Annotated in this window: 10 protein-coding genes; 7 read left to right on the top strand and 3 right to left on the bottom strand. The window is 51.8% G+C overall.

Annotation, left to right across the window (positions count from 1 at the left end; genetic code table 11):
• Positions 1-204: 204 nt before the first annotated feature.
• Both AB8809_RS15545 and AB8809_RS15540 read right to left on the bottom strand, forming a co-directional pair.
• Positions 205-1,158 carry a FecR family protein gene (locus tag AB8809_RS15545; protein ID WP_181847526.1) on the bottom strand — a complete coding sequence of 318 codons (954 nt, stop codon included), beginning with the start codon at positions 1,156-1,158 and terminating at the stop codon, positions 205-207.
• Between the two features lie 99 nt (positions 1,159-1,257).
• Entirely contained in the window at positions 1,258-1,767 is a 510-nt protein-coding gene (locus AB8809_RS15540) for an RNA polymerase sigma factor (protein WP_015839685.1), read from the bottom strand.
• Positions 1,768-2,026: 259 nt separating this feature from the next.
• Here AB8809_RS15540 and AB8809_RS15535 point away from each other — a divergent pair, with 259 nt between their 5' ends.
• The 4 genes from AB8809_RS15535 to AB8809_RS15520 all read left to right on the top strand — a co-directional run bounded on the left by AB8809_RS15535 (position 2,027) and on the right by AB8809_RS15520 (position 7,931).
• Positions 2,027-2,197 (top strand): hypothetical protein, encoded by a 171-nt coding sequence (locus AB8809_RS15535; RefSeq protein ID WP_180777169.1) that lies wholly within the window; start codon positions 2,027-2,029, stop codon positions 2,195-2,197.
• A 120-nt stretch (positions 2,198-2,317) separates the two neighbouring features.
• On the top strand, positions 2,318-3,742 hold the full coding sequence (gene patD / locus AB8809_RS15530) for an aminobutyraldehyde dehydrogenase (RefSeq protein ID WP_015839687.1): 1,425 nt from the start codon (positions 2,318-2,320) through the stop codon (positions 3,740-3,742).
• A gap of 339 nt (positions 3,743-4,081) precedes the next feature.
• Positions 4,082-5,488 carry a putrescine aminotransferase gene (ygjG, locus tag AB8809_RS15525; protein ID WP_219606984.1) on the top strand — a complete coding sequence of 469 codons (1,407 nt, stop codon included), beginning with the start codon at positions 4,082-4,084 and terminating at the stop codon, positions 5,486-5,488.
• Positions 5,489-6,266: 778 nt separating this feature from the next.
• Complete coding sequence (locus AB8809_RS15520) at positions 6,267-7,931, top strand: methyl-accepting chemotaxis protein (protein ID WP_349854848.1); 1,665 nt, start codon at positions 6,267-6,269, stop codon at positions 7,929-7,931.
• Positions 7,932-8,093: 162 nt separating this feature from the next.
• On the opposite strand, the gene AB8809_RS15515 is transcribed toward AB8809_RS15520, so the two are convergent.
• Positions 8,094-9,080 carry a methyltransferase domain-containing protein gene (locus AB8809_RS15515; RefSeq protein ID WP_349854846.1) on the bottom strand — a complete coding sequence of 329 codons (987 nt, stop codon included), beginning with the start codon at positions 9,078-9,080 and terminating at the stop codon, positions 8,094-8,096.
• Positions 9,081-9,146: 66 nt separating this feature from the next.
• Here AB8809_RS15515 and AB8809_RS15510 point away from each other — a divergent pair, with 66 nt between their 5' ends.
• The 3 genes from AB8809_RS15510 to AB8809_RS15500 all read left to right on the top strand — a co-directional run bounded on the left by AB8809_RS15510 (position 9,147) and on the right by AB8809_RS15500 (position 13,366).
• Entirely contained in the window at positions 9,147-10,139 is a 993-nt protein-coding gene (locus AB8809_RS15510; RefSeq protein WP_349854845.1) for an AraC family transcriptional regulator, read from the top strand.
• Positions 10,140-10,413: 274 nt separating this feature from the next.
• Positions 10,414-11,916, top strand: coding sequence for a glycine betaine/L-proline transporter ProP (gene proP / locus AB8809_RS15505; protein ID WP_015839692.1), 1,503 nt, complete (start codon positions 10,414-10,416; stop codon positions 11,914-11,916).
• Positions 11,917-12,046: 130 nt separating this feature from the next.
• Entirely contained in the window at positions 12,047-13,366 is a 1,320-nt protein-coding gene (locus AB8809_RS15500) for a hypothetical protein (protein ID WP_349854844.1), read from the top strand.
• Positions 13,367-13,428: the final 62 nt, after the last annotated feature.

Raw genomic sequence — 13,428 nt, 5'->3', positions numbered from 1 at the left:
TAGTTACCCCTTCTTTTCTTAATGAAAATGATAATAAAAATCATTACCTAAATATGAAGACGGCTGAGAAGACAGAACCCGTAAAAAAATATTTAAATTTTTTTCTATGGCACGTTGCGGTCTTGTGAACGTAAAGGACGTTTATGAGAGATCGCCACGCCTGAGCGGCGTGGCAGGGATGGGGGAAGACAGGGGAGAAAGAGATCAGTACAGAACGGTGACGCCGGGGAGTGAAACGGTTTTGGCACCCAGTTCGGTGGCGATGGTTTGCAATGCGCCATCCAGTTCGTTCAGTGAAAAAATGCCGCTGACCTGACGCTGGCGCAGCGCTGACGTAGGGATGACGATCGTGCCAGCGCGATACTGATTGATACGTGCGATGACGACGGCCAGCGGCTGTTGATCAAAGATCAGCAGGCCACGCCGCCAGTCGCCACGCTCGCGGCTATTCCAGCCGGGGAGTCGCGTCATTCCTTGTTCGGTATAGCGTGCCGCCTGCTGCTCATCAAGCTGCAATGATTGCCCGTTTGCCGTGACCTGAACACTGTGCTCCACCACGCCGACGGTCGTTGTCTGTGAGGCGTTTTGCACAATAAACTGCGTGCCCAGCGCCTGCGTGGTGCCTGAGGCCGCATCAACCAGAAAAGGGCGTTTTTCCTGAGTGGTTGTTGGGGCGACAGTGAACCAGGCTGAGCCTTGTAACAGCGTGACGCGCCGCTCTTGCGGCGTATAGGCGAGTGAAATGGCGCTGCCCGCATCCATATCGACCTCACTGCCGTCCGGCAACGTAACGTGTTTGACCTGATGTACTGCATGATAATCCGAGCGCAGCATGAGGATACCGTCGGAAATCCACGTCGTGCCGATACTGAAACCCAGTAGCAGTAAGGCCGCGATTTTCCACTGCGTCGCGCGATTGACGCGCTTGATGAGAAAGGTGGCTGGCGGTTGTGGTTGCAGCACTTGCCGTTGCTCGGCGCTGAGCGACCCGAGCCCATGCCAGAGCATCCCTGCCTGTTCCAACGCGTGGCGATGGCGCGGATCCTGTGCCAGCCAGTGCTGGAATGCCAGTTCCTGTTCATCGTCCAGCGGCGCTTCGGCCAAACGTATGGCCCATCGTGCTGCCTGCTGCTGGATCTCAGGGGGATAATCATTCATGTTGTAGGCCTGGAGTGTGTAGGGTCTCTAAATATGTAGACGTCTGACGGCAATAAACCCGTAAATAATTTGTGATTATTTCATGATGGGCGACGCGTTTCACGAGGTGCGGATCGTCATCATCGCGTGCAACGTCATGGCAAGATGTTTCTCAACGGTGCTGAGGGAAATCTCCAACTGCTGAGCAATTTGCGCCTGCGTCATGTGTTCAAACCGGTGCAGATGAAATATCAACTGCGTGCGTTCAGGTAGCGTCGACAGCACATTTGCCAGACGTTCCAGCTCCTGTTGGGCGATGGCCGTTTGATCGAGCTGAGGCGCGGCATCCGGCAGGTATTCCAGCGTCGCCTCCGTATCATCAACGGACGTCGCCATCTGCCAGCGCTGCTGGTGGCGAACATGGTCAAGCAGCAAATTATTTGCTGTCTTATAGAGATATGCCTTCTTGTCGTCTACATCATTCTGCTGTTCCAGCCGTTGCGCTAACCGTAAAAAACTCTCTTGCACCAGATCTGCTGCTGCCTGAGGGTCGCGCAGTTTGTGATTGAGATAGCGTTCTAACCGCTCTGCATAGTGGTTGAACAGCATTCTGAGTTCAGACTCTGACATGCCAACGTCCCGTCAGGTGACCTTCCCGCCGACTCTGCGGCAACAGAACCCCTTTCCCTTGCCACGGCGCTATCCATAGCAATGCTCAGCACTGTCCGTCGACGGGGTAAGGCCCTGAATAATAAATTTAATGTAATTGATAATTATTATCACATATGCGGATGCGAAAAGCAGAGTTAAATCTTCTTCAGATTGGCGGATTTTTGCCATCGACTACACTTATCTTTGCTGGTTTATTCTTTCATCGGGAGGAGCAGAAATGACCACGAAGGACTCAGCGCAGGATCCTAAAGAGGTGACGGTCAGCGAAGGGCTGGCAAAGGTGCATGAGGCGTCAGACCAACTAACGGAAGAAGAGATCGAGGCGCTGGCGGAGGAAGCCAGACAGGCCGCTACGCAGACGAAGAAAGCATCGGGCAACGCGCCTTAGCATAAGGCTGCCGGTTGCAGAGCGGATTGATAAGTCAGTGCAACGTGGCAGGTTTTTTGCACAGACATTTTGCAGATAATGGTGAAAAACACGACGGTTTTCTCTCTGTAAGGAAAATGTATGCACGACAAATTACTCATAGAAGGCAAGCTGGTTGCGGGTAAAGGCGAGGCGTTGGCGGTATTCAACCCTGCCACGGGAGAGCAAATTGCCGCCATTGCGCAGGCCGATCTGCACCAGGTTGATGCAGCCGTTCTGGCTGCCGAGTCCGCTTTTGCACACTGGGGACAGACCACGCCGAAAACGCGTGCGACGCTACTGCTACAGATTGCCGATGCTATTGAAGAAAACGCTGAAGCGTTTGCCAGGCTTGAATCGCTGAACTGCGGTAAGCCCTACCATGCGGCACTGAATGATGAAGTGCCTGCGGTTGCTGATGTGTTTCGCTTTTTTGCCGGCGCGGCGCGCTGTCTGAGCGGTTCGGCGGCCGGAGAATATCTCGAAGGGCACACCTCGATGATCCGGCGCGACCCGGTTGGCGTAGTGGCGTCCATTGCACCGTGGAATTATCCGCTGATGATGGCGTCGTGGAAGCTGGCACCGGCGCTGGCGGCGGGGAACTGTGTGGTGCTGAAACCGGCGGAGCAAACGCCGCTAACCACGTTTTATCTGGCGCATTTGCTGGCGGAGATTCTGCCGGCAGGCGTGGTGAATATTGTGTTCGGACGCGGTGCTGACATCGGTGATGCGCTGACGGGGCATGAGAAAGTGAACATGGTGTCGCTGACCGGTTCGATTGCGACCGGTGCGCATATTCTGTCGCATACTGCCTCAAGCGTAAAACGGACGCATATGGAGCTGGGTGGCAAAGCGCCGGTGATTGTTTTCGACGATGCCGATATCGATCAGGTCGTTGATGGGATTCGCAGCTTCGGCTTCTATAATGCGGGGCAAGACTGTACTGCCGCCTGTCGGCTGTATGTGCAGCGTGCCGTCTACGATAAGGTCGTGGAAGCATTAGGTAACGCGGTGGCGACGCTGAAAATGGGCGATCCGCACGATGAAACCACCGAACTGGGGCCGCTGATTACTGAGCAGCAACTGGAACGCGTGGTGGGGTTCGTCGAACGCGCTAAAGCGCTGCCGCATATTACGGTGGTGACCGGTGGCGAGCGAGTGAAAGGGCAGGGATTCTACTTCCAGCCCACGGTGCTGGCGGGCGCGAAGCAGGAAGATGAGATCGTCCAGAAAGAAGTATTTGGTCCCGTTATTTCCATTACGCCGTTCGACGATGAAGCGCAGGTGATTGGCTGGGCCAACGCTTCGCATTACGGGCTGGCCTCGTCGGTCTGGACGCGCGATATCGGGCGGGCGCACCGTCTTGCCGCATGTCTTCAATACGGCTGTACCTGGGTGAATACCCACTTCATGCTGGTGAGCGAAATGCCGCACGGCGGGCAGAAACTGTCAGGCTACGGCAAAGATATGTCGATGTACGGTCTGGAGGATTACACCATCGTGCGCCATATCATGATCCGGCACTGAGGATCGCCGGTTTGCCGCACGGGGCTTTATCTTGAACGGAGAGCCCTGAACGGGAAGCCGATAATGGCATAGCGCGTTTGTCCTGATCTGGCGCGCCCCAAAAGAGGGCGCGTTGGGCAAAAGCGGGGCATCACACGAGGCTTTATTTTTCTTCATCCTGGTATTCACCGAGCCAATTGGTTATTAATTTTTCATATTAATATTTGGTTCAAATTATCTGCTGGATTTTTGGTTTAGATCGCGTTTTTGTATTTTATTCTGGTTTGGGGCGGGCGACTGGCGTGTTATGTGCATTAATTAAATTGGCATCGCGTGATGTCCGTTTTCAAGGAGCGCATTTTGTCCAGATCAAACGCCCACCTTAACCCGCTAGAGTGTACTCAGCAGGCACTGCATTGGATTCATAGTGACACGCTATCCCACGATGACATGGCGGCACTGAATCGAGAAGTTTTGAGTTGTTTTCGTGAATACGTCAACCCGGGTTTTCTGGAATACCGAAAATCTGTCACTACCGGCGGCGATTACGGCGCAGTTGAATGGCGCGCCAGTGGCCCGAATACGCTGATTGATACCCAAGGGAATGAATATCTGGACTGCCTCGGCGGTTACGGTATTTTCAACGTCGGGCATCGTAACCCTAATGTGATTGCCGCCGTTGAGCGCCAGCTCGCCAGACAACCGCTGCACAGTCAGGAGCTGCTCGACCCGCTGCGGGGGCTGTTGGCAAAAACGCTGGCGGCGCTAACGCCGGGCAATCTGAAATACAGCTTCTTCTGCAATAGCGGAACGGAATCAGTTGAAGCGGCGCTGAAACTGGCGAAGGCTTACCAGTCGCCGCGCGGCAAATATACCTTTATCGCTGCGACCGGCGCGTTCCACGGTAAATCGCTGGGGGCGCTTTCAGCCACTGCCAAGCCTGCGTTTCGTCGTCCTTTTATGCCGCTGTTACCCGGCTTCCATCATGTGCCTTTTGGCGATATCAGCGCCATGCGTAAGCAGGTTCAGCAATGCCAGAAGACCGGCGATGATGTTGCTGCCATTATCCTTGAGCCCATTCAGGGGGAAGGCGGCGTGATTGTGCCACCGGAAAATTACTTGCCTGCGGTCAGAGCATTATGCGATGAGGTTGGGGCATTGCTGATTCTGGATGAGGTACAAACCGGCATGGGACGCACAGGTAAAATGTTCGCCTGTGAGCATTATGGCGTGCAGCCTGACATTCTGTGTCTGGCGAAGGCGCTGGGTGGCGGAGTGATGCCGATTGGGGCGACGGTGGCGACGGAAGAAGTCTTCTCCGTGCTGTTTGAAAACCCGTTTCTGCACACCACCACGTTCGGCGGCAATCCGCTGGCCTGTGCGGCGGCGTTGGCAACCGTCAATGAGTTGCTGACGAAGAACCTGCCTGAACAGGCGGCGATACAAGGGGCGTTTTTGCTACAGGGCTTACAGCAACTGGCGGCCGAGTATCCTCAATTGATTATTGAAGCACGAGGAATGGGGCTGTTGCAGGCTATCGAGTTCAGGAAAAACGAAATCGGGTATGCTTTCGCGAAGGAACTGTTTCAACGTAATGTTCTGGTGGCGGGTACTCTGAATAATGCCAAGTCGGTCAGGATTGAGCCACCGCTTACTATCACGCGCGAGCAGTGTATCCGCGTGCTGAAGGAAGCGAAGGAAGTGCTAAAGAAGCTCAATGGCACGATGCCTGACGAAAATAAAATGAAGGAATATGCGGTAGAGTGAAAAACGAGACGGAAACACGCAGCACCTTATTAGGTTCAGCCCGAAAGCCAGTCAGCCCTTACTGACTGGCTTTTTTTATGTTGATAGGTATTAAACGCTCTGCTTTTATCTTTACCCTCTAATTAATTCAGCAACGTTACGCTATACCGTTCGCCTCACCGCGTCATGATCTGGACGCTATCGTAGTTTATCTAAACTATTAGTCTTCTAATTTATAAATTCGATTTAATGAATAAAGATCAGAGCTTTTTTTCTGATAGAAAAAAACGATCGAATACAAGGAATTGAACGGTCTAATGATCGTTATTTCCGATCGATATTGCATTTATGATAGTGTAAGCTTATAGACCGTAGCGAGGCTTTATCTCGATACTGTGTTTATGAATGCGTTTGCATCAATTGAGGCATAACACCGGCTAAAACAGGGGGAGTGAGGGCAAAAACTTAGCTTTCTTAACCATGGCTCGATTTTAGTTATACGCACAAATAATGTGAAGTGCGAAATGATGTAAGATTTTTTTCGAGTTACTTTATCAAGTAAACAATTGCTGTAAGTAAGTATTTTTACATATATGAAAAATATTATGGCTAAATGAATTTCTTATGCCAGTGTTCTGCTATACGCATCTAAAAATAAGAAGTTTATAGGAGCCAGGGAACCGGTTGCAATAGCGGTTTGCTTTACCGTTTGTCGTATTTTTTCAGATAAACAGTAGCTAATGTGTCTATCAATCGCAATTGGGTAAACATGGTAAGAATGTAAAATTCTGGTGCTAATATGGATTTTTTTAAAAATATAAAAATTGGAAATAGGCTTGCTCTTGGCTTTGGTTTGCTAATCATATTGACACTGATTTTGTCATCTGTGGGCTATTATTTTATGAAGGATATTGGCACCGAAGTTGATGAGATCACTGAAGATAGAATGGTGAAGGTTGATATGTTGCGTGATATTCAAGATATCTTGAATACCAATGTTCGTACTTTGCGCGATATTATCCTCCTCCCTGCCGACAGAAATCAGGAAAAACAGGCGCTGAGGGCGGTCATCGTAAAAACGACTAACTCGGCAAGTGAAATATATAAAAACCTCGATGGCAGCATTACTTCGCAGAAAGGACGTGAGCTGTTTAATCAGCTTATCGACATTAGAAAACAATATAGTGTGAGCATTAATAAAGCCATTGACTATGCGATGGATGAGCAAGATGCGTTGGCTACCGAATTGGTGTTTGGCGATATAGCCGCTATCCAATCGCTTTATTTTACCAAGCTCAATGAGTTGACTGCATTACAGGTCTCATTCGTTGATCATGCTAAGCAGGTGACAAAAGAATATATCCACGATGCGCTGTTGTGGATGTTAATACTATCCGTTTTCTCTACGGTATTAGGATGCTTTACGGCCTGGCTATTGACCCGAAGTGTCACGGCACCGTTATCTATTGCACTTTCTTCTGCGAAACGCATCAGCGAAGGCGATCTGAGTGGTTCGATTGTCGTCAATAACCGTGATGAAACGGGGTTGCTATTGGAGGCTATGCAGGAAATGCAAGCGGCGCTAACACGGATGGTGGTTGGCGTCAGAAACAATGCCGAGAGTGTCGCGACGGCCAGCATGCAGATTGCTCAGGGTAATGCTGATTTATCATCACGAACTGAAGAGCAGGCGAGTGCGCTGGAAGAAACCTCCTCGACGATGACGCAATTAGGGATGACGGTAAAAAACAATGCTGATAACGCGCTTCAGGCGAACGTGCTGGCGAAAAACGCAAGCACTGTGGCGCAGCAGGGAGGTGATGTTGTCAATGAGGTGGTGGACACGATGAGAGCGATCAATGAAAGCTCGCGTAGCATTGCGGATATCATCAATGTCATCGACAGCATTGCTTTTCAGACGAATATTCTGGCGCTCAACGCCGCTGTTGAGGCGGCACGTGCTGGTGAACAAGGTCGTGGTTTTGCTGTTGTGGCGGGAGAAGTGCGTAACTTGGCACAGCGCAGTGCCGAAGCGGCTAAAGAAATTAAGAATCTGATTACGGCCAGCGTTGAACGCGTTGAACTTGGCTCTGTATTGGTTAACAAAGCGGGGGACACGATGCAGCAGGTCGTGATGTCTATTCGTCAGTTGAGCGATACGGTATCCGAGATCAGCGCGGCAAGTGCTGAACAGTCGACGGGGGTTGAACAGGTGGGGATCGCTGTCAGCCAAATGGATCAGACTACGCAGCAGAATGCTGCTTTGGTAGAAGAATCCGCTGCTGCCGCACAAAGTCTCAAGGAGCAAGCCGATCAGCTCGTTAGAGAAGTTTCCGTGTTTAGAATTGCGGGCCATAAACCCTCAATGTTGCAACCTGCAACTCAGGCTCTCTCGCTTGTGGCGATGCTTCCGGTTTCTACTCGTGCAGCCGCTCAACGTCCGTCAGATTGGACGAATTTTTAAAATATTATAATAGCCAACATCTCAGGGATGTATTGAAAGTCAGCAAGCATAACAACAAGACGTTTCCTCAATAGATTGTATAAGCTTTTTTGCCAGTCAGCGCATGCTGACTGGCTTTTTGCTTTTCTATCACGATTAGTGTTCGAGCATATCGTGCGAAGGTTACCCGTGTTTGCGGGCGATCAGCACATTCAGCGGTGCCATAGGAAATGCCTGATGACGTCGGGTTTCGACAGAGGTAAAGCCCGCAGCCAGTAACCACTGCGCCAGTTGACCTTCCCGCGTAACGTGGCGTCCACTCATTTGCATCGGCAGGTAGAACGGCAGAACCGGCGCGGCCTCATCGGCCTCGTCAGCAATCTCCGCCTGTGCCAGAACCAGTGTACCCTCCGGTGCCAGCGTATCGCGGAGCGTCGTCAGCATCGCGGGAATGTCCTCGACAAAATGCAGGAAAGAAGAGCTCCAAATCAGATCGTATTTTTCTCGGGGCAAGGCGCCGCTTTGTGCCGACAGCCGTGCGGATAGCCCGGCTGCGTCGATATTGCGCTGCGCCACGGCGGCGGTCTGCGGCAGGTCATACACCGTACCGGAGATCTGAGCATGACGCAGCGCCAGCGTAATCGCCACCCAGCCGGGGCCGCCGCCCAGATCGAGAACGTGCCTGATTTGCGGGAAATCCGGCAGGCTGGAAAGAAGCTGCTCGGCGCGGTCAGCCGTTACCGCCCGCTGTTCCTGAGCGATTTGCTGCTCCGCGGCGTTGGCCCACGCGGCATCGCGCGGTAACTCGGTCAGTTGGGTCGGCAGAGGCTGATGCATGCCGTCGCCAAGCTCCTGACCAAACTGGCGCAGGCTGGTGAGGCGAAAGCGCCAGGCGTCGCCCAGAAAACGTGAACTGCTGCGACAGAGTACGGTGGCACAGGTCGGGTCGGTACGATAGCCGTCGTGATGGCGCGTCAGTAGCTGCATGCTCCACAGCAGTTCAAGCAGAAACCCGGTTTTCTCCGGTTGCCAGCCTAGCGTTGCCGCCAGCTGTTCCGGCGTGGAGGCTTCCTCCAGCCGATCGAAAATCTGCTGTTCCAGCGCCAGATGTAAGGCATCCGCCTTCACGCTGCTGGCGGCAAGCTGCCATAACGTCTCTAATGGATTCATAAGTGGCCTTTCTCATTGATGGTCAGTCGATAGGGAATATGCTATCTATAAATGAGAATCGTTATTATGTTCATTGTTATGCGAGACGGCGTTTTTCATATGCGAAACGTTGGGGGAAAAATGACACAAAGACAGCAACGGGTGCGAGAGGGGTTATCGTCCGGCGATCGGTGTCGGATGAGTGAAGTGAATCGCGCTGATTCACGTCGCATCCTGCCGGGCGATATCGGTGAATGCTGGTCGGATTTCAGCCGCATTGATGCGGATCTGTCATTGGCGCATTCACAATACCGCCCGCACCGTGCGTTGGTGGAAGAAACACAGAATCCACATTCGCAACCGATGCTGGTTATGACATTTGCGCTGGCAGGGGAGTCGGCTTATTACGATAACGGCGGTTCACAGATTTGGTTTCGCCAACGGCATGTCACGATTACGACGTTTGGCGCCAGCGTAGGTGAACGTCATTATCACGCTCAGCAGCAGGTCGATCAGCTACGGCTGTTGGTGGGGAAAACGGCGGCGGCTCGTTATTTTGGCGTGGAGTGTGCGGAACTGCTGTTCAGTGGCGATGGGGTACAACAGCGTGCGTTTGCCCCCGTCTCTGCCGCCAGTCAGGTTCATGTCAATGCGCTGTGCGCTGACGCCGATCCGCTAAACCGTCACATCCATGCTTTAAGCCTGCTGGCGCAGTATCGTCACGTCCTGCAGCCGGAAGAGAGGCGCGGCGCTATTCATCTACAAGAACGGCAGCAGTTGGAGCAGGTGTGCCGCTGGATGCGTGAACATCTGGCTGAACCGCTGACGCTGGCTTGTATCGCGACTCAGGCAGGAATGAGTGAATCCAGACTCAAACTCGGATTTCACCGCTGCTTCGCGACCACGCCGGGTCAGATGCTATTGCGGATGCGGATGGAACGGGCGCATCAACTGCTGGAACAGGGATTTCAGGTGGCGCAGACTGCCTGGCAAGTTGGCTATCGGCATCCTGCTAATTTCAGTCTGGCATTTACGCGCTATTTTAGCCGTAACCCAAAAATGATTACGCCGCGTAAGTAAAAATACCCTACCGATAGCAATGTGATGATTTTGTCATAACTCTTTACCATTATTTTCCTTTGATTATATTCCTGTCCGTTATTTATGCATACGGCACCCTGAACCCGAGCTTTTGTCCAAATTCTTCTATACTCCATTCAGCAGTACCAATGTGTAATGAATATTGCGACCAATCAGCTGTTCATTTTTCAGCGCGCAGTCGGGTGGTTCCCTGTGCATGAAAAAACTATTTTATTTTTAATAAGTGGTCGCTTTTTAAGCAAAGGAAAAAAGGATGAGATTAAAAAAGAAAAAAATTGAGCCGATGAAAATTCAGGACATTACCATTATTGATAATGCCAGACTCAAAAAAGCCATTACCGCAGCCGCATTGGGTAATGCGATGGAATGGTTTGATTTTGGTGTATATGGTTTTGTGGCGTATGCGCTCGGACAGGTTTTTTTCCCCGGTGCCGACCCCGGCGTACAAATGATTGCCGCACTGGCAACATTCTCGGTTCCCTTTTTAGTTCGGCCGCTCGGCGGAATATTTTTTGGCGCGATGGGCGATAAATTTGGTCGCCAGAAAGTCTTGTCGATCACCATTATTATCATGTCGGTGAGCACATTCTGTATTGGCTTGATTCCGTCTTATGAATCGATCGGTATTTGGGCGCCGATACTACTGCTGTTGGCGAAACTGGCGCAGGGCTTCTCCGTTGGGGGCGAATATACCGGCGCGGCGATTTTCGTTGCCGAATATTCCCCGGATAGACGACGCGGATTTTTAGGAAGCTGGCTGGATTTCGGCTCGATTGCCGGATTCGTGATGGGGGCAGGTGTCGTGGTGCTTATTTCCTCCATTGTCGGAGAAGAAAGCTTTCTGGAATGGGGATGGCGTATTCCGTTCTTTATTGCTGCACCGCTCGGATTAATTGGGATTTATTTGCGCCATGCGCTGGAAGAAACGCCGACGTTCCAGCAGCACGTGGACAATATTGATAAAGAATCAAAAGACAGCATTCAATCCCCGCCGAAGATTTCTCTGCGTGAAATTGTTAGCAAGCAATGGAAAGGTCTGCTGATCTGTATTGGGATGGTGATTACCACCAACGTGACCTATTACATGCTGCTGACCTATATGCCGAGTTACCTTTCACACAGCCTGAATTACTCGGAAGATCATGGCGTGATGATTATTATTGCCGTCATGATCGGGATGCTGTTTGTGCAGCCGGTGATGGGGCTGATGAGCGATCGCTACGGGCGTAAACCATTTATTATTTGCGGCAGTATTGGGCTGCTGTTGCTGTCAGTACCCAGCTTCATCTTGATCAACAGTGATGTGATCGGGCTGATTTTTTGCGGATTACTGATGCTGGCTGTCCTGCTGAATTCGTTCACGGGGGTGATGGCTTCGACGCTTCCCGCACTGTTCCCGACGCATATTCGTTATAGCGCGCTGGCGACCTCATTTAACGTTTCTGTACTGGTTGCGGGCTTTACGCCGACGGCGGCGGCGTGGCTGGTGGAATCGACCAGTAACCTGTATATGCCGGCGTATTACCTGATGGTGATTGGGCTTATCGGTTTGATTACCGGGATGTCGATGCGAGAAACGGCAAACCAGCCGCTGAAAGGCGCAACGCCTGCGGCGTCGGATCGGACGGAAGCCAAAGAGCTGTTACAGGAACAGTACGACAATATTGAGCTAAAAATAGAAGAGATTGATGAGCAAATTGCCGAGCTGGAGAAGAAAAGAAAACGGCTGACCGAACAGCATCCTGAGATTAATTAACCTCGCCTCACTGTACAAGAAAAGCGCCACGGATGTGGCGCTTTTGCTATGTCCTTTCTGCCTGATTCTGGTATCTTTTAATGTTATGTTATAACATATCAAGAATCACAATAACATCACGGAGAGAAAGATGCAGAAAACGACAATCGCGGCGACTCTGGGGCTGCTGATGGGGGTGGGGAGTGCGAGCGTTCAGGCGCACGACCATGAGGTATTGCGCGGACGATTAATCTTTTCCGATCACCAGAAACCGACGCTCAGCGTGCTGGATCTGGATACCTTCAAAGTCACACATACTTTTGACGTGGGTCACGCGAACGCATCGCTGGTGCCTACCGAAGATGGCCGATTCACCATCGTCAATCTTTACGATGACGCGGGTACGATTGCTTTCCTTGATACTGGCCTGACCTATGAATCGCATGACGACCATCTGGACGTGCATAAAGGTGAGCCGCGGCTTTTGCCGCTGCGGGTGACGGGAGACAAACCCTCGCATATTACCTCGGAAAACGGCTGGATCGCCTGGTCATACGATGGCTTACGTCCGTGGGACGGCCCCAGCCAGCCTGAATCGGTGATGATCCGCTTGTCTGAACTGGATAGCGCCAATCCTGTCGTTGAGAAACGTAAAAGCCCTGCGCCGCAGCACGGTATCACTGCGCCGTTGGGGAACAACCAGTGGCTGATTTCCGTGCCGAAAGCGGCCTATGCCAAAGGTGATGATAAAACGGTGACGTCGCGGCCTAATGGCTTTGTTGTTTATCAGCAGGATAAGGGCTGGAAAGCCATTGCGGACTTTAATCAGGCGCAGGATCCCCAGCGTTCGTGTAAAGAATTTCACGGCCACAGCGCGCTGAATCATGTTCACGTTTTTGGCTGTAATGTAAAACTGGCGGAAGGTGATGCAAAAAGTGACGGCGGCGTGTTGATCGTAAAACAGCAGAGTGGGAAATGGGTGTCGCACAAGCTGGCTTATCCTGACGATCGTCGTACCAGTACGCTGAAATCGGGTCTGCAAGGTCGTTACGTCATTGGGAATTACGGTGGGCTGGGCGGGCAGCCATTTAACGCACTGATTCGTATCGATCCGCAATCCAAAAAGCTTACGGCACAGGATGTGTTTTCCATCCCGGATGAACAGGCTGTGTGTAAATTTGAAATCTCTGCCGATGGCAAACGAGTGGCAAACCTGACGCCAGATGGCAAGCTGCGTCTATATGACGTGGCACCAAACTGGAAGCAAATCGCCAGCTTTGATGCGGTCGAGGCGTTTGACTGCGCTTACGGTGCCAAAACGCCGACACCGTCGCTCGCCATCGTCGGCGGCAGCGTGTACGTCAGCGATCCGGTGAATCAGCGCATTCGTGAGTTTTATCTGAACAGCGCGAAGCAGGGGCTGGATATTAAGATTGATGGCGCGCCTACCGAACTGGCGGGTAAGCGCTAAACCCGGTTCAGAATTGAAGCAGCATACGGGCAGGGATGCCCGAATCGTCTATAGCAACGGTG

Origin of the sequence: Pectobacterium aroidearum (assembly GCF_041228105.1) — a bacterium.
Lineage (GTDB): Bacteria > Pseudomonadota > Gammaproteobacteria > Enterobacterales > Enterobacteriaceae > Pectobacterium > Pectobacterium aroidearum.
Note: the sequence above shows the minus strand (reverse complement) of the source record. Positions and strands in the feature narration are given on the sequence as shown.

Bases quoted from the DNA above. Each gene is read 5' to 3' on its own strand.
- AB8809_RS15545 (WP_181847526.1), bottom strand. From the start codon at position 1,158: ATGAATGATTATCCCCCTGAGATCCAGCAGCAGGCAGCACGATGGGCC.
- AB8809_RS15540 (WP_015839685.1), bottom strand. From the start codon at position 1,767: ATGTCAGAGTCTGAACTCAGAATGCTGTTCAACCACTATGCAGAGCGG.
- AB8809_RS15535 (WP_180777169.1), top strand. From the start codon at position 2,027: ATGACCACGAAGGACTCAGCGCAGGATCCTAAAGAGGTGACGGTCAGC.
- patD (WP_015839687.1), top strand. From the start codon at position 2,318: ATGCACGACAAATTACTCATAGAAGGCAAGCTGGTTGCGGGTAAAGGC.
- AB8809_RS15520 (WP_349854848.1), top strand. From the start codon at position 6,267: ATGGATTTTTTTAAAAATATAAAAATTGGAAATAGGCTTGCTCTTGGC.
- AB8809_RS15515 (WP_349854846.1), bottom strand. From the start codon at position 9,080: ATGAATCCATTAGAGACGTTATGGCAGCTTGCCGCCAGCAGCGTGAAG.
- AB8809_RS15510 (WP_349854845.1), top strand. From the start codon at position 9,147: ATGTTCATTGTTATGCGAGACGGCGTTTTTCATATGCGAAACGTTGGG.
- proP (WP_015839692.1), top strand. From the start codon at position 10,414: ATGAGATTAAAAAAGAAAAAAATTGAGCCGATGAAAATTCAGGACATT.
- AB8809_RS15500 (WP_349854844.1), top strand. From the start codon at position 12,047: ATGCAGAAAACGACAATCGCGGCGACTCTGGGGCTGCTGATGGGGGTG.